Source organism: Vreelandella halophila (assembly GCF_019903425.1).
GTDB classification, from domain to species: Bacteria; Pseudomonadota; Gammaproteobacteria; order Pseudomonadales; family Oleiphilaceae; genus Halospina; species Halospina halophila.
Map to the genome: position 1 here is coordinate 157,859 of NZ_JACHUZ010000011.1, position 21,593 is coordinate 179,451.

Below are 21,593 nucleotides of genomic sequence, written 5' to 3' on the forward strand. Positions count from 1 at the left end.
CCCGCCGTAACGGCGGGGCTCGCTTTTGAAGACGTCATTGGGGTGCAGAAGGATGCCCGCCCGCCGCGCACGCCCGGAGTGCACGCGCACGCGTTCCGGCTGAGCCCGGGCCACATCGTCCAGGAACAACAGGAAGTCCCGCCGATCAATGGCCTGGCCGAGTGACTCCCGCAGCGCTCGGATGAGGGGGGCGTCCGCTGGTGTGGACGCCAACCGGCTCAGCCGTTGCTCTATCAGTGGCTCCGCCGCCAGCGTCACATCCAGCGAGGCCAGGGATTGCGCGGCCGCCTTGAGTGTTTGCCGCCCCTCGTCCCCGTTCGGTGCGGGTAACGCATCCCACTGGCGATTGGTGTCGAGCGTATCCGCGGCCCAGGTGGAGGCGGCGGAGACGCTCAGGATCACGGTGAACCTTGCCAGGATTTGCAGGTATCGCATCTCTTGCAGTCTACCAATCAGTGTGCCCTGAAGGCGCTTGGAAGTGCCGTTGTCCTGGTCGCCCTGGCTCGTGTTCTTTTTGATGTATTCGAGCGCATATCCCTGACTTCGGACATGATGAACGTTTTCTCGCTTACCAATACCAAAAAAGACCACACTTTTCAGCGTAGTCGATTCTGGCATCACCTGAGAGCAATGAGCGCTACTGCCCCTACCGCGGAATCCCACCGGGGAGGATCGGGCGCATTCCTAGCGTACACCAGCTGCTGGCGCGGCCTGGGTATTGCCGATAACAATCTCCACCCGGCGGTTCTGTTGTCGGCCGCTGGGCGTGCTGTTATCAGCGACCGGGCGCTCCATGCCGATCCCCTTGCTGGTCAGGCGTTCCTCGGCAATGCCTTTTTCAACCAGGTAATTGTGGACTGCTTCAGAGCGTCGCAGCGACAGCGTCTGATTCAGTTCCTTTCCGCCCACATTGTCCGTGTGCCCTTCTACCATAACCTTGTGCTCCGGGTGAGCATTGAGAAAGGTCACAAGCTTATCCAGGTTGGCGTTCGCGCCGTGCTGAAGGTCAGCACTGCCGGTTGCGAAAAGCACGTCACCCAATGTCAGCACCAGCCCGCGATCAGTGACCTTGGCTTTCAGGTCTTCAATCTCCCGCTGCATTTCCTCGGCCATGCGCTGGGCCTCGGCAGCCGATGCGGCGGCTGATGCCGTCTGTGACGCCCTGGCGGCATCTGACTCATCCCGTGCGCTTCGGGCACGTTCTACTTCGCCAGTCCGCGCTGCCAACCGTGCCGTATCACGCTCCTGGCTGAGCCGCTCACGCTGGGCTTCGGCATGCAGTGTGGTGGCCCGGGCTTTGGCGATTTCCACCCTCCGTTCAGCCATGTAGACCCGGTGTTCGCCCAGGTCGGACTGAGCCTCTGGCAGGGGCTGCTCGGCGAGTTGTACAGCTTGCTCGGCGGCTCTCAGTTCAACCCGGGTGCGATTCGCCAGGTCCGGGTTGCCTTTAAGAGTGTTCAGTTTATTGCGTACCTCGGCAGAGCCGTCCGGGCTCTCCGGCGTGGCAGCACAGCCGCCCAGCACAAGCGATAATGAGATAGCGACGGCCAGCAGCGACCTTTTATTGGTTGAATGGTTCATTGCTGTTCTCCTTTACGGCCCATTTCTTCGGTGAGGGCCTCGGCACTCCGCTTCATTTCGCGGTTAATAGCGAGGGCCTTGGACGACTCAGTGTTTGCTGCCGCGAGTTCTGCTGACACGCGTGCCTGATAGGCATGACGCTCCGCCTTGACCATGTCTCCGTCACTCACGGCCTGCTCTGCCTTCACCAACTGTTGGCGAGCTTCGTCCAGTTCCGATCCAGCATACTGGCGTGCCCCGGATGACTCAGCCGTCGCGATGGCATCGCGTGCTGAAAGCAGGGCATTGTTGGGTGGCGATGGTTGGGAGGCACAGGCGCCAAGCATCAGCAGCATCAGGAACAGGGCCGTACAAAGGCGCACCTGTTGGCTTAGTTTGTCCAGGGGTAGCTTGCTCATTGTGAATCTCCTTATGGCGCGGTCCTGGCACGATGATCACGTACCACCTCGCACCTTGAGCCTGCTCGCATCCCTGTGCTGTGTCGGTGCGCTAGAACACTTATGATCGAATAGATGTTCCCGAGGGGGTAGGGGAAACGTGCGCTGATTGCCTGACAACACCGTGGAACAGTCAGGTACTCAGCGGACGTTTACTGCGGCTGGTCAGGTGCTCTTTTTCTGGCTGCTGGCGGGCTTCTTCCTAGCGGTAGTACTGTTACCACTGCCGCCATCACCACGCCACTGCTCAAGCTCGCGTGCAGCCAGGTCGCGGCCGCCCAGGCCAAAGGCGATAGCAGCGGCCACGGCAACAGAGCCGAGCGTCAGACCAAAGGCCAGATTGATGATTTCCTCACCAAAGCCCATCTGGTGAAGCCCCATGGCAACGGCCAGGGCAATGATCGCGATGCGCGCAATCATGGCCAGTCTATCGGCGTTGCTGGAGGTACTCGTGCGGATGGTATTGGCGGCCAGGTTCGCCAGATAGAGCCCCAGGCCGATGACGACCAGCCCAACCACAACCTGCCCGAAGAACACCAGCATTTCTGAGATCAGCTCTGCCATATGCTCAAACTGCATCAAAGACAGTGCCTCCATGGAGGCGAAGAGCATGAGCGCAATCAGCAGCAGTGACCCGACCAGTTGCGACGGCGTGCGGCCACCGGTTTCCTGAACCTCCTCGGTTTTTATGCCCAGACACCGCATGTGCTGATCGAAGCTGGACGCGCCCAGAAGCTGTGCCACCAGGCCTGAGATAAACCGGCCTACAAAGTAGGTAATGCCCAGCAACAGCGCCGCGGCAAAGACAGCGGGAATGGCGTTGAGAACAAGCGCCAGCACGTTCTGGGTCGGGGCGGTGAGCGCCTCCAGCTGCAGGGCGTTCAGGGCTGCGACCACCACCGGAAGCAGGATGATGATGTAGATGACCGTGCCCAGCGCACGCGCTGCGGTATAGCCTTCACCCAATACCCGTGTGGCCCCGTAGGTCTCGGCCAGTTCATTCACACGGCTGGACTCCAGCAGCCGGGTCACGATCTGCCGAACAAAGCCGGCTGCCAGCCAGCCAATGGTGAAGATCAGCGCGGCCACCGCCAGATTCGGCAGATAGTCCAGCACCTTCTGGAGCATGGTCTCCACCGGACCCAGCAAGCCATGAAGCTGAAGGATGCCCAGTACCGCGGGCAGGAACAGCAGGAAGATCAGCCAGTAAACCGTGCTGGACAGCGTTTTGGCAAGATCCGGGCCCTGGGGCGGGGTCTCGCTGACATCGCGAAAGCGTTCGTCCAGGCGCAGAGCCCCAACACCACGGCTGACCAGAGCGCGGGAGACAGTTGCCAGCCCCCAGGCGATGCCAATGAGCAACAGCGCACCGGCCGCACGCGGCAGGTAATCCAGCACGATGGCCAGCATTTCACTGAGGGGAGCGGTGATGGATTGAAGCAGCAGGACTTCAAAAACGGCGATGACCACAAAGAGCATCAAGATCGCAAAGACAAGCTGCGCGGCCCAGTTCCCGATCTGGTTCGCGCTGGTGCCATCCCCGGCAAGCTCTGTCGCCACGCGCTTGTGGAGGGAGGTGTGTTTGAGGGCGCGCCCCACAAGCCCGGATAGAACCCAGGCGGCGATCCAGCCGACCACCAGGATGGCGAGAGCCGCCAATACGTTCAAGCCATATTGCGACGCCAAATAGCCTATTTCTGACCAAGTCTCCATAACGTCCTCCGGAGCTTTTTATTATCCAAGTGTTAGTGCCGTTCCCAGGCACACGGGACAGGACAACTGGTCAAATCCGACTCCATCATGTGCCGGACACGCATCCAATTACAAGCAGGACAGGTTCTTTCAGTCGGTGTGGCGTTAGCCAGTGCCTGAAGCAATGCCACATTGATCCTTGTGCCTACTCATCGAACAATGGGCATCTGCTGGCGAGCAGCTATAGTGGGAGAGGGCCATATCATTAATCCGGGAGCATTCATGTTGAGTCAGAAAGGGCGCCAATGCCTGTGGGCCGCGATCATGGTCGGTTATGTGATCGCTCTGTCCGCCTGTGATAACGGCGTGGAAGAAAGCGAGGTACAGGAGAGCCAGGAAGCCACGACACCGGAATCCGAGCAGGTTGCCATTCCACCCCGGATTGACGAGGGTGGCGGAGCCCAATCGATGCCGGCCTTTCTGGATATCCCCGCTGGGCCCGAGCGCAAGGAGGCGTTCTTCGATTACCTTGCACCTGTTGTGCGCGATATCAACACGGAGGTGGAGAAGCGCCGTGAAGCGCTGTTTGCGCTGGAGGAACAGCTTGAGGCCGGAGAGGCTCCAGGCCAGGAGGCCGAGGAATGGCTGCTGCGGATGACGGAGCGCTACCGGGTGGATGCGGGCGAGCCGGCCCAGCAGGTGCAGGCCCTCAAGCGCCGGATCGACATCATTCCTGTCTCTCTGGCCCTGGCACAGGGCGCCCTGGAGTCAGCCTGGGGTACCTCGCGCTTCGCCCGCCAGGGGAGGAACATCTTCGGCAAATGGTGCTTCACCGAGGGCTGCGGCATTGTGCCCGCCCAGCGCCGAGCGGATGCCACCCACGAGGTTGCGAGTTACGACAACGTGGCCGATGCAGTGCGGGACTACATGCACCACCTGAACAGCCACCCGGTCTACGAACCGCTCCGGGAGCGCCGGGCACAGGCACGCGCGAAGGGGCGTTCACCCGAAGGGGCGGACCTTGCCGCGGGACTTGAGAAATACTCCGCCAAGGGGGAAGGCTACATCATGCTCATCCGCCGGGTGATCAGTGCCAATGACCTGGGGCAACGGGAAGGGCCCGAAGAACAGGATGCTTGATACGGGCGCAGTGGAAAGGGATGCAAGGGCACTGGCGTAAATCCTATACTCCAGTCCTGGGATTATGAAGAAAGAGCTGGAGGGAATCATGCATAGCGTTGGAGAAAAACCGGGGGCTGGTCGGTATTGCTGCACAAACTGTGACTGGAGCGTGACGCTGGACAATAACCATGACCGGCTTCCTCCATGCGGCAACTGCAACATAGGCCAGCATACGAGGTATCGGCGCTGCTAGCCTGTAAAAACAGGATCTGCCTCCTGCAGTAGATCCATTGATCTATGGCCAGTGTCGTCGAACAATGGCGCTATTCATTCGACGGCCGGTCTGCACTATGCTCAATTTCCTGCCCAAGCCTCTGCTCGGTGTACTCAACTCCCTGCTGCTCGCCGTAAACACGGTTTTCTGGTGTGTGCTGCTCTACATCCCGGGAATATTGAAGCTGATCATTCCCATACGCCCCTTGCGGGTGTTCTGCACCCGACTGATCATCTGGATTTCGCAGTGCTGGGTGGCCTGTAACACTGGCTGGATGCGCCTTACCCATCGCACCACGTGGGATGTCTCCGGTGTGGAGGGGCTCAGCCGGGAGGGCTGGTACCTGGTGATGTCCAACCACCAGAGCTGGGTGGATATCTTCGCGCTGCAGCATATCTTCAACCGGCGGATTCCCTTCCTGAAGTTCTTCATCAAGCAGGAACTCATCTGGGTGCCGGTGATCGGAATTGCGTGGTGGGCGCTCGATTTTCCCTTCATGAAGCGTTATTCCCCGGAGTATCTGAAAAAACATCCGGAGAAGCGCGGCGAGGACATGGAGGCTACCCGGCGGGCCTGCGAGAAATTCCGGTATACCCCGGTCAGCGTGATGAACTTCCCGGAAGGCACCCGTTTCACCCCGGCAAAACACGCCGGCCAGCAATCCCCCCACAAGCACCTGCTGCGCCCCAAGGCCGGCGGCACCGCCTTCGTCCTGGAAGCCATGGGCGACACCCTCTCCACGCTGCTCGACGTCACCATTGCCTACCCCAACGGGCGCCCCGGGCTCTGGGAATTCATGTGCGGGCGGGTCACCCACATCGTTATCCGTGTCGAGGAGGTGCCCATTCCGGAGCATCTTCTGGGGGGCAGCAACAGAGGTAACGAAAACCACCGCCAGCAGGTCAAGCAGTGGCAGGAAGATCTGTGGGAACGCAAGGACCGGCTGCTGGAGGAACTGAAATCTCAATCCCGCCAGGAGCACGGCTGAAACAGTGGCGGGCGGCATCTGCTGGTGCTTTGCCCGTCGCCGAGGCCTGGTGAGCAAATAGTAACCATCTTCCGGGGCGATAGGAGTAGAATAGGTCTTGAGCGCCGGAAGTAGCTTGAGAAACTGGCAGTAAAGTGGGTGTATCCGGGCGCCAATGTTGAGATCTTTGTTCTCTAACAGGAGTGCCCCCATGCAGCCCAATAATACCAGCCCCAGGTCCATTCCTCTGGCTGACCTGGATATTCCACTGGAACGGGAGAGTTTTCAGGCCGATCTCATCAGTGAGCTTTCCGGTGTGCTGGAAGACGTTGTCGGTCTGGAAGAAGCCTCCGGATTCATCAGCATCGTCGGCCAGAACATCGGCGTCCGACTGGACTCCGATTACAGGAAAGCGCTGGGGGTTGCCAGTCTGACGAGATCCCAAGTTGCGGATGTACTGGTCGATTTCAAGGCCCGGATCAAGGGCGATTTCTACATCATTGAGCAGGATGATGAGCGCGTCGTTCTGGGCAACCGGGTCTGCCCCTTCGGCGACAAAGTCCGTGGGCACTCCTCCATGTGCATGATGACCAGCAACGTGTTTGGTGCTATAGCCTCTGAAAATCTGGGATTTGCCAAGGTGTCACTGGAAGAAACCATAGCCCGGGGCAATGCGGGTTGCCGGGTGGTTATCTATCTGCGCGAGAGCCAGGAATCGGACACCGCGCCCGGCCAGGAATATTTCCGGGTGGGAGCTGGCAATGCTGAACGATCTTAAACGCCCTATTGAGGATATCCAGCCCGAACCACTGCTTCTGCTGTCCGCCGAGGGTGAGGTGATCGACAGCAACCTGGCGGCACGTCGCATATTCCCGTCGATTGCACAGGGGGGTCGCCTGGAGGATCTGGTGGAGGGTGACCCAGCGAAAGTGAGGGAGTCGCTCCAAGTGTGGCTGCGTAATGGCAGTCTTGCTCGTGGGCTGGTGAGTCTGGTCGGCAATGATGGTACTCGTTATGCAACCTATGGTGCCCGGACCCGGTATGGCGATGGGGAACCCGCTCAACTCCTGCTGCGATGCGAAGTCACTCAGTCCGTCAATCGGCGTTTTATTGAGCTGACCCGTCGCATCAACGAACTGAATTGGGAGGTGTCCCGCCGTAAGCGGGTTGAGGGCATGCTGGCCGCCGAAAAAGAGTGGCTCAGGGTCACGCTGCACTCGATTGGGGACGGCGTCATTACGACGGATATCGAGGGTCGGGTTACCTACCTGAACCCGATGGCGGAGGCCCTGACCGGCTGGGCCGATGCCGATGCTTCTGGAAAGCCCTTGCTGACGGTATTCCGTATTGCCGATGAGTATTCGGGGGAGCCGGTGGAAGGTCCCGTTGCCCGTGTTCTCAAGGAAGGTGCCATCCAGACTCTGGGCAACCATACCGTGCTGACCCACAGCGATGGGAGTGAATTCTCGATTGAGGATTCGGCAGCCCCGATCCGCGATTCGGATGGCAGCATACTCGGGGTTGTGCTGGTGTTCCATGATGTGACCGAAACGCGCCGGCTCAACGCGAAGCTCTCCCATCAGGCAACCCATGATTGCCTGACCGGCCTTTTCAATCGCAAGGCATTCGAGCAGCGCCTGCAGGAGGTTCTGAGGTCACCGGAGACAAGGGATCGGCCCCATTCGCTGTTGTTCCTGGATCTCGACCACTTCAAGCTTATTAACGATACCGGTGGCCATATCGCGGGTGATGCGGTGCTTCGCGCCCTGGGCCCGGTGCTGGAGCATCACATGCGCCAGTCCGATATGCTGGCGCGCCTTGGCGGCGACGAGTTCGCGGTCCTGCTCCAGAACTGCCCTCCGGATGTGGCTGAAACCATTGCGGCCAAGCTTCAGCAGGCCATTATGGAATTCAATTTCGCGTGGGAAGGGAAACCCTGCAACGTCGGCGTGAGCATCGGCCAGGTTAATTTCAGTGACGGTGGATGGTCGATGGTTGAGCTGCTCAGTGCCGCTGACAGGGCATGCTACATCGCCAAGGACAGCGGTCGTAACCGCATCCATGTCTATGGAAGCGATGACAGTGAGCTGGCGCATCGCCATGGTCAGATGGAGTGGGTCGGCGAGATCCGCAAGGCGCTGCGGGAAGACCGCTTCCGCCTCTTCTATCAGCCCATCGTGTCCGTCAAGGAGAAACGGGCTGATCAGCACGGCATCATGCCGAGCCATTGTGAGCTCCTGCTGCGCCTCTATGACCCCAAACGCGGATTCCTCTCCCCGAGATCGTTCATTCCCGCTGCCGAACGCTACGACCTGATGGGAATGGTGGATCGCTGGGTTCTCGAGGCGGCATTCTCCCGGCTTGCGCGCCTGGACTGTGCGGATATTGATACCTGTGCAATCAACCTCTCCGGAGCCTCCCTGGGGGACGGGCAATTTCTGCAATTTGTCTTTGATCTGTTTGAACGCTACCCCGTATCACCCAAGCGGATCTGCTTTGAAATTACTGAAACAGCCGCAATTGCCAATCTGAAAAACGCCCAGCATATGATCGGCGCACTCCGACAGCTTGGCTGTTTCTTCGCGCTCGACGATTTCGGCAGCGGGATGTCCTCATTCGGATACCTGAAGTACCTCCACGTTGATTATCTGAAGATCGATGGCGATTTCGTGAAAGACATGCTGGAAGACCCCGTTGATCGGGTCATGGTGGAGTCGATTCACCACATAGGCCATGTCATGGGGCTCAAGACGATCGCCGAGTTCGTCGAGAATGACAGGGTCCTGGAACAGCTGAATGTGCTTGGGATTGACCATGCCCAGGGATTCGGCATAGCACGGCCACAATCGTTCGATGACCTTCTGGGTGAACTGGCCTAGGTAATCTGTTCCCGGTTTCAAGGGCGGCGTAGAATGGAAAACGCCCCTCAGACAACCGTCTGGTGGGGCAGCAGCAAACGGAGGGCAGAGCCATGCATATCGCAAAAAAGGATGTTCCCGTTCGGATTGATGTACCCGGAGCCATCGCCAGGCAGCAGGGTGATTTCGGTGATGTATCGGGATATGGAAAGATGGGCGCCGAATACTTCTCCTTCGGGGCCGGAACCGATATCACGGAGTTGTTGCAGGGGCTTGAGGGCGATCGGTGCCAGAGCCCGCACTGGGGTTATGTGATCGAAGGGGCAATAACCGCGTTGTACGCCGATGGTGGCTAGGAAACCTCACGCACTGGTGACCTGTTCTATTGGCCACCCGGGCACAGCGTCCGGGCCGAAGAGAGTACGGATATCGTGATGTTCAGCCCGCAGCACGAACACGGTGCGGTTATTGACCATATACGGCAGAAAGCGGGCGGCTGAGCCCAGCAGTGGCAGTACGCCCTGGCTCGCCAGGCGGGTCAGGGCGTTACATCGACGAAACGGATCCCGTCAAACTTGCAGAAGCGCAAAAGTGGGGAAGGCAAACCGTGCGCATCAGCAGTGATATTGGCGTCATTTCGGATACCCATGGCCAGGTGAGGCCCGAGGCCCTGAACGCTCTGGCCGATTGTGAGCTGATCCTCCACGTGGGGGACATCGGCAAGCCTGGGGTGATGGATGCGCTGAGCGAGCAGGCGCAGGTGGTGGCGATACGGGGCAACGTGGATCACGAGGAGTGGGCCCTGGTCTATCCTGAAACGCAGGAACTCACCGTTAACGGCATAACCATCCAGATGGTGCATCGCCACCAGGACATCAAGACCCTGCTCCCGGCAAGGCCCTGCGATGTCGTCCTGTTCGGGCACTCCCACAAACCCTTCAATGGGACCCAGGAGGGCGTGCTCTATTTCAATCCGGGGAGCGCGGGTCCACGCCGTTTCAGCCTCCCCGTGACGGTCGGGCGACTACGGGTTACCGATAGCGGCGTGGAGGGGCATATCCAGGAACTGGATGTTCCCGGGCCTCGAAAGCGTAAGAAATAGCCGAACCGGCCGCGCTTTCGATCAGCGCGAGCTCGGTCGCGGTTCAGCTGTCGCTGGGCTCCTTATTGAGGTACTCCGCAATCTGGTCCTTAAGCGCCAGGCGCTTTTTGCGGGCATCTTCCTCTGTGGGCGTGGATACCGGCTCAACTTCCGTTTCCATACGGTGAATGGTTCGGTTTATTTCGTGGTACTCATCCACCAGTTCGGCGAAGTGTGCGTCCGATTGTTTGAGCTCAGAGATGCGATCGGTGTGTTCCGGGAATTCTTCCGCCAGTTCGTGGGGGGTGTGACTCATAGGGTCTCCGTCTTACTCGGTGATTGGCGTCAAAGCTTTTTGACCGCAATTCCAGTCTGCCACTACTGCGGAGAGCTGTCGTTGCAGATTCTCAATGCTGTTGAGCCTCTATGACCTGAAAACGGAACTGATGGTCGTTACCCTCGACAAGTCCGCCGCCAGGTACGAAGGCGTGGCCTACGACGACTATGCCTTCCGCGTCTGCGCCTCATGCAGCTCGTATTCCATCTGCAGGTTCAGCCAGAACTGTTCGCTGGTGTTGAAATAACGGGCCAGCATACGAGGTACCGGCGCTGCCAGCCTGTAAAAACAGGCTCCGTTTATCAGAGTTGTCCAACCGGACTGCAGCCGCGCGTGGCAAGTGCCAGGTTCGTGCTGAGCCGGATCTGCTCGTAGTACTCGTTAGCGGAGCCGATGCCTTTCGATGCAAGGGAGCCGGCGGTTGGGCTGAGAACCTGAGCCAGTTGCTGGTAAGCCTCGGCAGACTGCCGGTCCTGCTCATACGCGCTGAACGCTTGGTGGATCTCACCGCACGTCACCCCATCGCTGTCAGTGACTGAGGAGGTCAGTTGGCTGGATGTCTGGCAGCCTGCCATTGCGAGTGTTAACAGGGCGATAATTGGGGCAGTGGTTTTCAATCCTGGAAACTCCGGTTGGTGCATGCTCTTTCGGATGAAAGGTGACGATATCATCTTAACGAAGATGGCGCGGAGCGAAGCTCAGGGCAGATCCCGTAGGTGGGCCCCGAAAGCGTAGATGATTGCGGATCGTGTGATCCTTCTTGCCGGGGCTTCGATCCCCGTTATTCCTGGATACCCGCATCAAGTATTGTACGGGGCGACTTCCTCCGCGATACGCGAACCACGCTCCATCTGCGCCTCACGCAGCTCGTATTCCATCTGCAGGTTCAGCCAGAACCGTTCGCTGGTGTTGAAATAACGGGCCAGGCGCATGGCGGTATCCGCCGTAATGCCCCGGTTTTCGCGCACGATCTCATTCATGCGCGTAGCCGGAACGCGGAGCGCCTTGGAGAGCGCATTCACGCTCATGCCCGTGGGCTCCAGATACTCTTCGCGGAGGATCTCACCCGGGTGGATAGGGCGCATGCCGTTGTCCGTCATCAGTCTTACCCCTCAGTGGTAGTCCACAATCTCAACGTCTTCCGGCCCCTGACTGCTCCAGCGAAAACACAGCCGCCATTGGTTGTTGATCCGAATACTGTGCTGGCCGTTGCGCTTACCGGCTAAAGCTTCCAGTCGATTGCCCGGTGGTGATTCCAGATCCCGGAGTTCTTCTGCGGCATGGAGTTGGATCAGCTTGCGTTCCGCTGCCTTCTGGATGGCGGTAAACCGTTTCGTCTTGCCCGTCCGGAAAAGCGCCTGTGTTTCCTTACACCGAAAGCTCCTGATCATGGGGTGAGCGTATAACGTTTAACGGTAAGCGTCAAAGTCAGGAAGGGTGACTGAGAAGAGCTGAAAACTCCTCATAGAGTTTGGGGCAGGTCAGGGGAAGTACACAGCCGTTCTAAAACCGTCCATTGAAACGGGGTAGAACCCGTAATAAGTATCGCAGCGGCAGCGGTCGCACTTCTGGTTTTTTTTCGAAGGTCGTTCCCTATCTTCCGAAAGTGGTTGCCCGCTGGGGAGCTCTTAATGAGTTTACCGACCACAGTATCGATGAGTATCTAAGAAAGATCCCCTGAAAAACAAAAGGCCCCGGTGACTCCACCGGGGCCTTTTGTCGACCGGGCATCCCCAATCCTTTCTAAACAGAATGGGTGGTAAAAAGGTTGTCCGCAACGGTTCTGGGCGTAAGCTTTCGATCAGCTTGAGCTGGCCTGCCTCGAGTGAATTGAGACAGCCGTATGTTCCCGCTCCTTCCGCTTTCCTATTCTCGTTTCTCTTGTAACAGTGTCACCATCCTCGACAGATCCTTTTCCGGATTCCGCTCTTCAATAGCGGACAGCAGCTCACGCGCCGTCATCCCCTTGTTCTGATCCTCTATCTCGGGATCTGCTCCTCTCTGCAGGAGGAACTCAGCAAGCCGTGGCTCGTTGAGCAGCACCGCCTCATGCAATGGGGGATAACCGGTCACCGGCGAGAAACCATTGATCTGTGCGCCCTCAGAAAGGGCAAGCTCCATAATCTTCTGCGCTTGCTCGGGGTCTGTTGGGTAAGCGCCGATTGCCAGGTGAAGCACGCTCTGAGCATCGCCGTTTGCTTTTGCACTGGTGAGTTGATGCTCAAGATACCAGCGGCAGGCGAATTGAGGGATACGAGTTCCGCTGTCACCGATAGCGCAGGATGCATTGGTGTCAGTGCTGCTTGCCTGTAGGACGTAAAAACCCAGGCCGGAATAGCCGAGAAGGCCAACAATCAACAGGCCGACCAGTGAGAATAACCATTTACGCATCATTACCCCCAAACCTTTGCCATGGCAGGACGTTTCGCATAAGCGAGAAGCTCGACATTGGGGGTTAACGATCACAACGCCAGCTGGCCACCTTTTCTTCCAGAAGCCTGTCGACGTGGGAATGATAGGGGAGGTTTTCTTCGTGCAGCTCGTAGGCGAATCGGACCTCACCGATTTCCAGATATTCCCGCATGCATCTAAGGGCGTCCTCGCCGCCCCAGGATGTTTCAGTACAGTAGCCCCACTTCCTGTAATCATCATCGTCTTTTTGAAGAACTTCCCGCAGTTGCCAGGGCTCCCGTTGGGGTTCGCTCAGAATCAGTTCTGGGGCGGACGGAAGCGGTTTTGACTGCTTGGGCTTATCGACTTCCAGGTTGTTTTGGGCCGGTGACAGCTTGACGTAGATCGATTGGAATCTCGGGTTATCCTCAGCAACGTAGAGCTTTTCGTGATAGTTAGGTATCTCAGTGCCAACTTCCTTCTCATCTATTCGGAAGTTAATACCGAATCCGGCGGAAGTGTCGAAATTGCTGTCGCCATTTTCGCCCTCGGAAGGCAGTTGAACGGCATACTCCTCGGGGATGCAGAGGTTGGTTTGCCCGACTCTAACGGTGCCGTTCTTTGGTCCCCCTGCCTGGGCGACCATCCAGATTCCTGTAATAAGGACTGGAATGGCTACGAGAGCTTTCAAGCTAGATGGTTTCGTCAGTCGCATGCCACTGATTAAGTTTCTTCTGTACAAAACGATCCACTGTGTCGTGCAGGTGAAGGTTCGCTTCCTCCTATGCACAGCCGTTTTAAAACCGTCCATGGAAACGGGTAGAACCCGCTCGAATCTATTTCGAGGAGATCAAAGCAAGTACGTGCAGACTCCGTAAATGAAGCTCAGTAATGCCCATATGAAGAGCAGCAACACATAGAACCAGCTTAGAATCAGCTGAGAGATCGTCGCCTCACTCCGGAAGTCGATATGGCCATAAGTGCGAATCGTGGGGCCCATTGGATTCACGTCTGGATTACGGCGGGTGGCACGCTCCTCCAGTTTGTTCCAATCGACGTTTACAACGATGAAAAACGCATAAGCAACTGGGCGCGCGATGTATTTGCCTATAGGGCCCAACCAGAAATCGAGGGATTCACGGTGATGAATCCTAGGGTCGAAGTGGCGCCCCAGCATTGGGTACGCCAGGATCATCAAGGGAATAATCGGCAGGCCCACAACAGGAATCAAATATCCCAGGATAAGGCTGTTGCATGGATTGGATACGAATATCATCTGGGCACCTTAATCCAGCAAAGCATCAGCAGTGTCGTCGAATAGGTTACGAGCCATTTCATCGCTGAGATAAGCAGCGAGGCCGGTTAGTGCCGCCACGCTTACGACAAGGACAAGACCACCGGAACCCAATACCAGAGTTAGCCCAAATGCCGCGCCACGGGCAACGACGAAGGCTGTTCCCGAGGAGAACGCAAAGCTCGTTGCCTCCTTGGCCAGTTGGTAATCCTTGTTGTCACTGTACATTACCCGAGTCCCACGACTCACAAGATCAAGCGCAAACGTCCCTTTACCCAGAACCCGTGTTGCACCAAGACCCAGGTTGAGCCTTTTTGTCTCGGGAAGGGAACTGATGGGGCTACCACTGGTATTGAAGGAGGCTTCAACCCCGCCAGCGAAACTCCGGAAAGGGTTGTGGACCCAGTTTTTGTAGCGGGAACTCTGAGCCATTGTCTCCAGTTCCCCCGCAAAGCGCCCGTTGAGATCCTTAAAAGCTCGCTGAGCTGCCTCTCTTGCTTTAGCACGCTGGGCAGCCGGGGAATGCTTACTGAGCAGGTAAGTGTTGAGGGCATCCTCGTACTGGGCCAAGGATTTGCCGAACTCATCCAGTCGGCTTTTTGCACCGGAAGCCGCGCCACCCGTCAGCCCCAGGCCCATAGACAGTGAATCTTTATGCTTCTGAACCCAACGTTCGGCCGCCATAACGACGCTGAGCGCCTCCGGCCCGGCAGTGTTGGTAAGCTCAACCAGTTTGCGGTAGTTCTCCTGGCCAAGCCGCCTCTGGAGGCGGTCCAGGTCCTTGCTCAGGCGTTCGCACTCGGTTTCCTCCTGCTCGCTCACCCGGGTTCCATCCGGCGTCACGATCAGCGCCGGCATCTTGGTGGTGCCATTACTGAGCTTGCTTGAGTTATTCCGTTCGAGGTTTTCCTGGAGTTGCCGGGTGGTCTCGTCGTCCTTGCTTCGAAGGTGGCGTTCCGCCAGCCGGCGACTGCTCATTCCACAGGGGGCGCTTACGACGTGGGCCATGGTGGGTCGCTCCTTGAATCTGTTTCGTCCTTGGGGTGCCGTCTTCCCTGTTTCCGTGACGACAGGCGTATCTTCCAAACCGCTGATTCCGGTGTCAAGCGAAGGCCCTACCGCAGTGGCCTTTTATGATCCCCATCACGCGGATCTCTGCTACGCTGAATCAAGGCCAGTTTGCAAGGCAGGGTGCTCGACCGCTGCATTGCACAGCGATGTGAGAACCCACCAACTAGGGACAAGCAGCCATGATCGACCTGCCGGATTGCGTTACCCGTGGCGAAGTCGCCCGCCTCATCCCCGTTACTGCCGACTCAAACAAGGATCAACGCGCCGCCTCCATCCTGTTGGCCGCGTTCCGGGGTGTGCATGAATTCCAGAAGACCATGCTCAACTCCCTGGGCATACGAGTCGGGAAGAAGGCGAAGGTGGAGGCGTGGACGGAGGTGGTCTTTCAGTCCGATCCCAAAGTGCCCAAGCAGGAGCGGCCGGATGGGTTGCTGGTGCTGGACACTGGCAAGAAGCAGTGGCGGGCGTTGATTGAAGCCAAGATCGGCAACGCCGAGGTGGGGGAGGAGCAGCTCAAGCAGTACCTGCAGATCGCCAAGGACAACAAGCTGGACGCCGTCATCACCATCTCCAACCAGTTTGTCGCGCTGCCCACCCATCACCCCATCAAGCTCCCCAAGAAATACCTCAAGAACGTCGAGCTCTATCACTGGTCCTGGATGTATGCTCTCACCCAGGCGACCCTGCTGCTGGAACAGGAAGGCGTTGAATCCGAGGACCAGCAGTTCCTGCTGGAAGAAGTCCAGCGTTACCTCAGCCACGACTCCAGCGGCGTTTCCAACTTCGACCGCATGAACCCGGAATGGAAGGACGTGATCGGGCACGTGAAGAGTAGGGCGTCGCTGGGCAAGAACTCCGAGGACGTGATCAACACCGTCTCCTGCTGGCATCAGGAACAGCGCGACCTCTGCCTGATCATGAGCCCCAAGCTGGGCCAGAACGTCGGCCTCAAGCTCTCACGCGCGCACCGCACCGACCCGCAGGCACGACATAAGGAGCAATCCGAGCCCCTAGCGAAGAAAAACGCATTGCGTTTCGTGCTGGATGTGCCCGACGCCCCTAAGAACATCAGGGTGCGCAACTACTTCACCAAGCGGTCCGGCTCATATTTTTGATGCTACGCGCACCCACGGACGATAAGCAAATTTGGAACGTGCCACGTTAGGTAATCATTTATGATTTTCCGCCGGAGCATACTCATCTTGCTTACGCTATCGCATATTAATTAAACATATCTAACCAAAACACTAAGGGATCAAGATAACATGAAATATTGGAACAATGAATTTTGGCGACGGTTACCATTAACGGATTACAGAGCGCGATTCTTCATTGAAGTGTACCGCGAAAAGCTCCATATGCAGACACCGCACTTTAAGCAAGCGCGTCTAATGAATATTTTTAGTAGTTCCAGAGAAGCGTTAGATTACATCGCGGAACAACGTAACAATGAAAAGAATGCAGGATATTTGCACTTGGCATTGGACGAGATCGAGAATTGTTTAAGAGTGGATTTCTTGGCCAAAGAAATGTTCGCTTCTCACAAGCCGATTCTGGATGATCTTATCAAAGATCTTAGATCAGGAAGTGCAGGGGAAAATAAGCTTCAACGTTTTCAAATTATCGCAGAACATATTCTACAGAGAAGGGCTGAATATGAGAATCAACTTCTTGTCCAGTTGAGAGATGCCGTTGTTGGTGATCGAGATCTTGGTAAGAAAGCTAGAGTTCTGGACGATATATATACTCTTACGGGGCTTTACATAACCAATCTCCTGGATCGCGGATACTCGCCTACCTATTTATATAATCGCGCAGAGATGTTTACTCGGCCTACTAGTTATGGGAGCAAGACATTCTCTGAGCAGTTTGACTCTGTTACAAATAAGTTAAAGAGCCGAGATGACATTTATAGAGTGCATTTTGCGTTGCAGACAAATAAAATGGACTCTCTTTTTCAATTGGCAGAAATCTCGGACTGCAATATCCGAAAAGGAATCCCTGATGAGGTTTATGGGAAGCAGCTTGAGAAAGTAAGGATAGATTTTAGCCCGAAACTGTTCGCAACGCTGGAAGTAAACTCTACGGATTATGTGAGGGCTGCTTGGTTAGGCAAAGAAGTTCTCAACCAGTTTGTGGAGTTCGCATCCGCATTAGAGGTAAATCCACAGATTAAGGTTGCATCCCACTGCGTCGTTGTATGGGAGTCAGACCGAGCTACACACAAAAAGGCTCTAAATATCGATCTCCTAACACGACTTATGGTTTCTGAAGCAGGAACTTATCTTCCACATTCAAAGGCTACCCTTTATAATGTATTTGAACGCCTCGAGGATTCTAGTCGGCAGAGTTTGATGAGGTCGTTGCGATATCTACGTATCGGAAGGGATTCAGTATCTATTGAACAGAAACTCCTCAACCTATGGATTGCTTTTGAATCTTTGTTTGAAAACGGATCACAAGGATTAGTTCAAATAATCAATGATGTTATTCCCCAGATATACGCTGTTATTGCTTTAAGACGGAGATTGTCTTACTTACGAGAGCTTCTTGGTGCAAATTCAATCCCAGTTCCATCTGGCGCCTGTGAGGGATACATGGGTACTGATAAAGAGTTCTCGCTTTCCGTTGATGATGAACAAGTTTTCAGATTGATCAGGGATGACCAGGCAGCCAAGGAATTGTTTAATAGTCTAGGTGATCGAGAACATCTCAAGTATACTCTAAAGGAAACTACTGAAACTTTTAGAGAAAACAGGTCAATAAAAAGAAGAATAGAGAGATCCGAGGCCGATGTGGCTAGACAAATAAAACGTATTTATTATCTTAGGAATAAAATTGCACATACTGGACATTATTCCAATATTCGTCCGGCTTTGGTGACTCATTTGGTCGATTATCTAGTGTCCTGTTATATCGCGATTGATCGCTCAGCAGAGGGCAAAGCGGGGAATGATGATGTTTCCATTGCAGCCTGTCTCCAAGCGTATAAGATGGGTGCGGAGAGTGTAGTACATAGGTGCGAAGCCCAAGAAGAAATAGATAGTATCGCCGACATTACGGCTACACCGGTCATATAAAAGGATTGAAATAGCTATTTTACGCTATTACCTGTTAGTGCAGTCTTAAAAAGATTATTTTGGCGGGAGATTAGATCGATGTGGAATAAGCTTCTGAATCCGAACAGGAGAAGAGATAAACACAAAGGTAAAGGTCTTAACTTAGGTACGGCATCTGGCAGAGAAGAAATTGAGCGGGATTATGATCGAATCCTCTTTGCTACACCTACTAGACGATTGGCTGATAAAACACAGGTTTTCCCACTGGACAAGAATGATAGCGTTAGGGAACCTCTGAAAAAGCCCCCGGATTTGCGACAATAGCGCCAGAGCCACCAATCGGGAAGGTCTTCACGCCATGAGCCAGATCAGCTTTGCCGAAGCCGAATACCAGAACAAAAAGCGCAAGACCCGCCGCGAGAAGTTCCTGGAGCGCATGGATCAGCTGATCCCCTGGAAGAAGCTGGAGAACAAGGTTGCCCGCTACTATCCCAAGGGCGAGAACGGCCGCCGGCCGTATCCATTGCAGGTGATGCTTCGCATCCACTGCATGCAGCTGTTCTACAACCTTTCCGATCCAGCGATGGAAGACGAACTCTACGAGATCGAGTCCATGCGCCGCTTTGCCGGCCTGACCCTGGCCGATTCGATTCCGGACGAAACCACCATTCTCAACTTCCGCCATTTTCTGGAGCAGCACAACCTGGGCAAGGCGATGTTCAAGGAAGTGAACAAGCACCTGGAGCGCCAGGGCCTGATGCTGCGCGAAGGCAGCATCGTGGATGCCAGCATCATCTCCGCGCCCAGCTCGACCAAGAACAAAAGCGGCGAGAGGGATCCGGAAATGCACCAGACCCGCAAGGGCAACCAGTGGTATTTCGGAATGAAGATGCACACTGGTGTGGATGACGGTTTTGGGATGATCCATTCGCTGGAAGTGACTGCTGCCAATGAGCACGATCTCAATGCGGCTGGCGCGTTGCTCCACGGCGATGAAACACGGGTTTTTGGCGATTCCGGTTACCGGGGCATTGAGAAGCGCAAAGAGCACCGGCACCGGAACGTCGACTGGTTCATCGCCCGGCGCCCTGGTGTTACCCGACAGCTGGCGGAAGGCAGCAACCTTGCCAGGGCGGAAAAGATCAAGGCCAGTGTTCGGGCGAAGGTCGAGCATCCGTTTCGTACCATCAAGCGTCAGTTTGGTTACGCTAAGGTCCGCTACCGCGGCCTGGCGAAGAACGCCAATCGGCTTTACCTGTTGGCAGCGTTCAGCAACATGCTTGTCGGTGAACGATACCTCCCCGCGTAGGGGAAGTGTGTCCGGTGGCCGCCAAAAAGGCGTTAACCGGACAAAAGATGAACAAATAGACCGGGCATTTATCGCCGAAATCGGTTCATCTCCGGATCGAAATCGGGAATTGGCGTTCAAAACTGGTTATTCAGAGGTTCCTTAGAACGAGACTTACGCACTCTCATGAAGTCTCCAATTTGGCGAGAAGCATTGGAATCCGACTAGCTTTCGAATTTCCTGTGCAAATTTTTGGAGAAGACCACGAGAAACTGAACGTCAAGAGAACAGTTCCGGCCCTTATGGCGGCTATTGGGTTAGCGCACGACCTGGGAAACCCACCTTTCGGGCATCAAGGGGAATTAGCTATACGTGATTGGTTTGTAAGAAACTCGAAGGATACCTTTCGGCGTGAGGATATCAAAGACTTTGAAAACTTTGATGGGAACGCGCAGACATTTCGGTTGGTTACTCGGCTTCAAATATTAAACGATGATTTTGGGCTAAATTTGACGTATGCAATGCTTTCAGCTCTCTTGAAATATCCAACCTTCTGGAGCTCAATTGACGAGAGTCCTTACAAAAAAGCTGGGATTTTTAAATCTGAAGAAGATATTGCCAACGATGTTTGGAAGGAGACCGGTCTAAAACAAGAGGCGCGCCATCCATTGACATATTTGATGGAAGCTTGTGATGACATTGCGTATTCCGTCCTAGATGCAGAGGATACCGTAAAAAAAGGGTATGCATCCTTCTATGACCTGATTGATTTTCTTCAGCATAATGGTCTGGGGGATCGTGTTACCGAGGATTTGATTGATTCCTCATTGGAGAAGAATAGGGAGTTTAAGAACGAAAATCTCAGCCCAAGAGAGTTGAACGATATTTCTATGCAGATGTTTAGGGTTAAAGCTATATCTTCGATGATTAATCCAATAGTTGAAGAATTCGCCTCTAACTCTTCAATGATAATGGCAAATGAATATGAAGGGACGCTCATCGAATCAACCATCGCTAGCAATCTTTGTAAACAATTAAAGAAGTTTGATTTCGAGTTAGGCTACAAAAATAAAAATGTTTTAGAGTTGGAGCTGAGGGGTGCCAACTACATCCACAGTTTGATGGATATGCTTTGGCACGCTATTGAAAGCGAAGGAAATGAAACCGGTGATCTTTTCACAGTCTATGCGATGGAGAGCATCTCAGAAAATTATAAAAGGATCTACAAGAGGGAGTTAAGAGAAGGCAAGCATTCCAAGAGCTATATTCAAGCGCAGTTGCTCGCTGATACGATATCTGGAATGACGGATTCCTATCTGATTTCTCTGCATGACGAGTTGAGGCCGCTATATGACGGTTCACACCATACGTGTAGCTAAGGATCTTCGCGCTCTTGAGAAAAGGTTGAGAAGGTTTTTTGATCCTTTTCGAGAAGATAAAAGGGAGTTGTGTCATTTTATCGATGCAGTATCTGAATGGAGGGAGGTCTTTATATTTGGTGGGTGTGTTCGAGATATTGCACTTTTTGGAGCTAGAAGTTTTGATTCGGATATAGATATCGTTTACGACGGGACCCCAACTGAGCTCAGTTCGGCATTGAAAGGCTATAGTACAATCAAAAATAGATATGGAGGGTATAAGGTAAGTTTGGGGTTCTGGGAGTTGGATATTTGGCCCATCGCTGAGACATGGGCTTTTAAGGAAGGGCTGGTGAGTTTTTTGGGTGTAGAGTCGCTTCTGGATACGACGATAACAAATTGGGATTCAGCATTGTTTTCCTGGAGCAAAAAAAGGGTTGTTTGCCTTGAAAATTATCTGACCGATCTTGATAAAGGGTATTTAGATATCGTTTTGAGGGAGAACCCGAACCGAGTTGGTGCACTAATAAAGATACTTAGAACAATTATCTTGAAAAACACGGTCTGGCTTTCACCCAATATATGTCATTATATTGATGAAGGTCTAAATGAGGTTGGGTGGGAGAAAATCGAGAAGGAGGAAGGTCGTTCCTATAATGAGGTGTATATTAATGAGAGGCTTATAAGCTACATAAAACAGGTGGTAGAGAGTAATAAGGACTCCATTGTTGATGCGCAAATAGGTGAGTTTTATAAAACAGAGAGGTTGGTTTGAAAATGATA

Annotated in this window: 24 protein-coding genes; 12 read left to right on the forward strand and 12 right to left on the reverse strand. The window is 54.8% G+C overall.

From position 1 onward, the window contains the following. The 4 genes from H4I92_RS00950 to H4I92_RS00965 all read right to left on the reverse strand — a co-directional run. Positions 1 to 435, reverse strand: a 435-nt coding sequence (locus H4I92_RS00950) for a hypothetical protein (RefSeq protein WP_179105578.1), incomplete at its 3' end; no start/stop codon positions are given. A gap of 249 nt (positions 436 to 684) precedes the next feature. Further along, a complete protein-coding gene (locus H4I92_RS00955; RefSeq protein ID WP_077528783.1) occupies positions 685 to 1,581 on the reverse strand; it encodes an OmpA family protein in 897 nt (298 codons plus the stop codon). Next, positions 1,578 to 1,979 (reverse strand): DUF4398 domain-containing protein, encoded by a 402-nt coding sequence (locus H4I92_RS00960; RefSeq protein ID WP_077528784.1) that lies wholly within the window; start codon positions 1,977 to 1,979, stop codon positions 1,578 to 1,580. Before H4I92_RS00960 ends, H4I92_RS00955 begins: the two co-directional genes overlap by 4 nt. Positions 1,980 to 2,183: 204 nt before the next feature. Then, positions 2,184 to 3,731 carry a mechanosensitive ion channel gene (locus H4I92_RS00965; RefSeq protein ID WP_077528785.1) on the reverse strand — a complete coding sequence of 516 codons (1,548 nt, stop codon included), beginning with the start codon at positions 3,729 to 3,731 and terminating at the stop codon, positions 2,184 to 2,186. 261 nt (positions 3,732 to 3,992) lie between these two features. Between H4I92_RS00965 and H4I92_RS00970 the strand changes: the two genes are divergently transcribed. The 7 genes from H4I92_RS00970 to H4I92_RS00995 all read left to right on the forward strand — a co-directional run bounded on the left by H4I92_RS00970 (position 3,993) and on the right by H4I92_RS00995 (position 10,033). Then, on the forward strand, positions 3,993 to 4,850 hold the full coding sequence (locus H4I92_RS00970) for a glucosaminidase domain-containing protein (protein WP_179105579.1): 858 nt from the start codon (positions 3,993 to 3,995) through the stop codon (positions 4,848 to 4,850). Positions 4,851 to 4,938: 88 nt separating this feature from the next. After that, positions 4,939 to 5,085 carry a zinc ribbon-containing protein gene (locus H4I92_RS17110; protein ID WP_077529073.1) on the forward strand — a complete coding sequence of 49 codons (147 nt, stop codon included), beginning with the start codon at positions 4,939 to 4,941 and terminating at the stop codon, positions 5,083 to 5,085. Positions 5,086 to 5,182: 97 nt separating this feature from the next. Continuing rightward, complete coding sequence (locus H4I92_RS00975) at positions 5,183 to 6,094, forward strand: acyltransferase (RefSeq protein WP_077528787.1); 912 nt, start codon at positions 5,183 to 5,185, stop codon at positions 6,092 to 6,094. Between the two features lie 190 nt (positions 6,095 to 6,284). Then, positions 6,285 to 6,851, forward strand: coding sequence for a methanogen output domain 1-containing protein (locus H4I92_RS00980; RefSeq protein ID WP_077528788.1), 567 nt, complete (start codon positions 6,285 to 6,287; stop codon positions 6,849 to 6,851). Then, complete coding sequence (locus H4I92_RS00985; protein ID WP_179105580.1) at positions 6,835 to 8,952, forward strand: EAL domain-containing protein; 2,118 nt, start codon at positions 6,835 to 6,837, stop codon at positions 8,950 to 8,952. Before H4I92_RS00980 ends, H4I92_RS00985 begins: the two co-directional genes overlap by 17 nt. A 92-nt stretch (positions 8,953 to 9,044) precedes the next feature. Next, positions 9,045 to 9,287 (forward strand): hypothetical protein, encoded by a 243-nt coding sequence (locus tag H4I92_RS00990; protein WP_218668099.1) that lies wholly within the window; start codon positions 9,045 to 9,047, stop codon positions 9,285 to 9,287. A gap of 251 nt (positions 9,288 to 9,538) precedes the next feature. Beyond that, positions 9,539 to 10,033, forward strand: coding sequence for a metallophosphoesterase family protein (locus H4I92_RS00995; RefSeq protein WP_077528790.1), 495 nt, complete (start codon positions 9,539 to 9,541; stop codon positions 10,031 to 10,033). Positions 10,034 to 10,076: 43 nt separating this feature from the next. Here H4I92_RS00995 and H4I92_RS01000 read toward each other — a convergent pair whose 3' ends face one another. From H4I92_RS01000 to H4I92_RS01035, 8 genes are all read right to left on the reverse strand, one after another. Beyond that, positions 10,077 to 10,328 (reverse strand): HP1242/YdcH family protein, encoded by a 252-nt coding sequence (locus tag H4I92_RS01000; protein WP_077528791.1) that lies wholly within the window; start codon positions 10,326 to 10,328, stop codon positions 10,077 to 10,079. A gap of 323 nt (positions 10,329 to 10,651) precedes the next feature. Then, a complete protein-coding gene (locus tag H4I92_RS01005) occupies positions 10,652 to 10,966 on the reverse strand; it encodes a hypothetical protein (protein ID WP_218668100.1) in 315 nt (104 codons plus the stop codon). 183 nt (positions 10,967 to 11,149) lie between these two features. Beyond that, the gene (locus tag H4I92_RS01010; protein ID WP_179105581.1) at positions 11,150 to 11,449 is read right to left on the reverse strand and encodes a HigA family addiction module antitoxin; all 300 of its coding nucleotides are present in this window, start codon (positions 11,447 to 11,449) and stop codon (positions 11,150 to 11,152) included. A 12-nt stretch (positions 11,450 to 11,461) separates the two neighbouring features. Further along, positions 11,462 to 11,740, reverse strand: a complete 279-nt coding sequence (locus H4I92_RS01015; RefSeq protein WP_077528792.1) for a type II toxin-antitoxin system RelE/ParE family toxin — start codon at positions 11,738 to 11,740, stop codon at positions 11,462 to 11,464. Positions 11,741 to 12,215: 475 nt separating this feature from the next. Beyond that, positions 12,216 to 12,743, reverse strand: a complete 528-nt coding sequence (locus H4I92_RS01020) for an ankyrin repeat domain-containing protein (protein ID WP_077528793.1) — start codon at positions 12,741 to 12,743, stop codon at positions 12,216 to 12,218. Positions 12,744 to 12,804: 61 nt separating this feature from the next. Continuing rightward, entirely contained in the window at positions 12,805 to 13,386 is a 582-nt protein-coding gene (locus H4I92_RS01025) for a hypothetical protein (protein WP_077528794.1), read from the reverse strand. A 204-nt stretch (positions 13,387 to 13,590) separates the two neighbouring features. Then, a complete protein-coding gene (locus H4I92_RS01030; protein WP_077528795.1) occupies positions 13,591 to 14,016 on the reverse strand; it encodes a hypothetical protein in 426 nt (141 codons plus the stop codon). A gap of 9 nt (positions 14,017 to 14,025) precedes the next feature. Continuing rightward, positions 14,026 to 15,042: a hypothetical protein gene (locus H4I92_RS01035; RefSeq protein ID WP_077528796.1), complete on the reverse strand. Its 1,017-nt coding sequence runs from the start codon at positions 15,040 to 15,042 to the stop codon at positions 14,026 to 14,028. 242 nt (positions 15,043 to 15,284) lie between these two features. On the opposite strand from H4I92_RS01035, the gene H4I92_RS01040 reads away from it, so the two are divergent. The 5 genes from H4I92_RS01040 to H4I92_RS01060 all read left to right on the forward strand — a co-directional run bounded on the left by H4I92_RS01040 (position 15,285) and on the right by H4I92_RS01060 (position 21,585). After that, positions 15,285 to 16,220 carry a hypothetical protein gene (locus H4I92_RS01040; protein WP_077528797.1) on the forward strand — a complete coding sequence of 312 codons (936 nt, stop codon included), beginning with the start codon at positions 15,285 to 15,287 and terminating at the stop codon, positions 16,218 to 16,220. A gap of 150 nt (positions 16,221 to 16,370) precedes the next feature. Next, positions 16,371 to 18,185, forward strand: a complete 1,815-nt coding sequence (locus H4I92_RS01045) for a HEPN domain-containing protein (RefSeq protein WP_143512563.1) — start codon at positions 16,371 to 16,373, stop codon at positions 18,183 to 18,185. Between the two features lie 337 nt (positions 18,186 to 18,522). After that, a complete protein-coding gene (locus tag H4I92_RS01050; protein ID WP_077528626.1) occupies positions 18,523 to 19,473 on the forward strand; it encodes an IS5 family transposase in 951 nt (316 codons plus the stop codon). 128 nt (positions 19,474 to 19,601) lie between these two features. Next, the gene (dgt, locus tag H4I92_RS01055; protein ID WP_281247492.1) at positions 19,602 to 20,831 is read left to right on the forward strand and encodes a dGTP triphosphohydrolase; all 1,230 of its coding nucleotides are present in this window, start codon (positions 19,602 to 19,604) and stop codon (positions 20,829 to 20,831) included. Next, on the forward strand, positions 20,803 to 21,585 hold the full coding sequence (locus tag H4I92_RS01060) for a hypothetical protein (RefSeq protein WP_143512564.1): 783 nt from the start codon (positions 20,803 to 20,805) through the stop codon (positions 21,583 to 21,585). The genes dgt and H4I92_RS01060 overlap by 29 nt, the downstream gene beginning before the upstream one ends. The last annotated feature ends 8 nt before the right edge of the window (positions 21,586 to 21,593 follow it).

Coding starts and splice junctions, on each gene's coding strand:
- H4I92_RS00955 (WP_077528783.1), bottom strand. CDS start 1,581: ATGAACCATTCAACCAATAAAAGGTCGCTGCTGGCCGTCGCTATCTCA.
- H4I92_RS00960 (WP_077528784.1), bottom strand. CDS start 1,979: ATGAGCAAGCTACCCCTGGACAAACTAAGCCAACAGGTGCGCCTTTGT.
- H4I92_RS00965 (WP_077528785.1), bottom strand. CDS start 3,731: ATGGAGACTTGGTCAGAAATAGGCTATTTGGCGTCGCAATATGGCTTG.
- H4I92_RS00970 (WP_179105579.1), top strand. CDS start 3,993: ATGTTGAGTCAGAAAGGGCGCCAATGCCTGTGGGCCGCGATCATGGTC.
- H4I92_RS17110 (WP_077529073.1), top strand. CDS start 4,939: ATGCATAGCGTTGGAGAAAAACCGGGGGCTGGTCGGTATTGCTGCACA.
- H4I92_RS00975 (WP_077528787.1), top strand. CDS start 5,183: ATGCTCAATTTCCTGCCCAAGCCTCTGCTCGGTGTACTCAACTCCCTG.
- H4I92_RS00980 (WP_077528788.1), top strand. CDS start 6,285: ATGCAGCCCAATAATACCAGCCCCAGGTCCATTCCTCTGGCTGACCTG.
- H4I92_RS00985 (WP_179105580.1), top strand. CDS start 6,835: ATGCTGAACGATCTTAAACGCCCTATTGAGGATATCCAGCCCGAACCA.
- H4I92_RS00990 (WP_218668099.1), top strand. CDS start 9,045: ATGCATATCGCAAAAAAGGATGTTCCCGTTCGGATTGATGTACCCGGA.
- H4I92_RS01000 (WP_077528791.1), bottom strand. CDS start 10,328: ATGAGTCACACCCCCCACGAACTGGCGGAAGAATTCCCGGAACACACC.
- H4I92_RS01010 (WP_179105581.1), bottom strand. CDS start 11,449: ATGACGGACAACGGCATGCGCCCTATCCACCCGGGTGAGATCCTCCGC.
- H4I92_RS01015 (WP_077528792.1), bottom strand. CDS start 11,740: ATGATCAGGAGCTTTCGGTGTAAGGAAACACAGGCGCTTTTCCGGACG.
- H4I92_RS01020 (WP_077528793.1), bottom strand. CDS start 12,743: ATGATGCGTAAATGGTTATTCTCACTGGTCGGCCTGTTGATTGTTGGC.
- H4I92_RS01025 (WP_077528794.1), bottom strand. CDS start 13,386: ATGGTCGCCCAGGCAGGGGGACCAAAGAACGGCACCGTTAGAGTCGGG.
- H4I92_RS01030 (WP_077528795.1), bottom strand. CDS start 14,016: ATGATATTCGTATCCAATCCATGCAACAGCCTTATCCTGGGATATTTG.
- H4I92_RS01035 (WP_077528796.1), bottom strand. CDS start 15,042: ATGGCCCACGTCGTAAGCGCCCCCTGTGGAATGAGCAGTCGCCGGCTG.
- H4I92_RS01040 (WP_077528797.1), top strand. CDS start 15,285: ATGATCGACCTGCCGGATTGCGTTACCCGTGGCGAAGTCGCCCGCCTC.
- H4I92_RS01045 (WP_143512563.1), top strand. CDS start 16,371: ATGAAATATTGGAACAATGAATTTTGGCGACGGTTACCATTAACGGAT.
- H4I92_RS01050 (WP_077528626.1), top strand. CDS start 18,523: ATGAGCCAGATCAGCTTTGCCGAAGCCGAATACCAGAACAAAAAGCGC.
- H4I92_RS01060 (WP_143512564.1), top strand. CDS start 20,803: ATGACGGTTCACACCATACGTGTAGCTAAGGATCTTCGCGCTCTTGAG.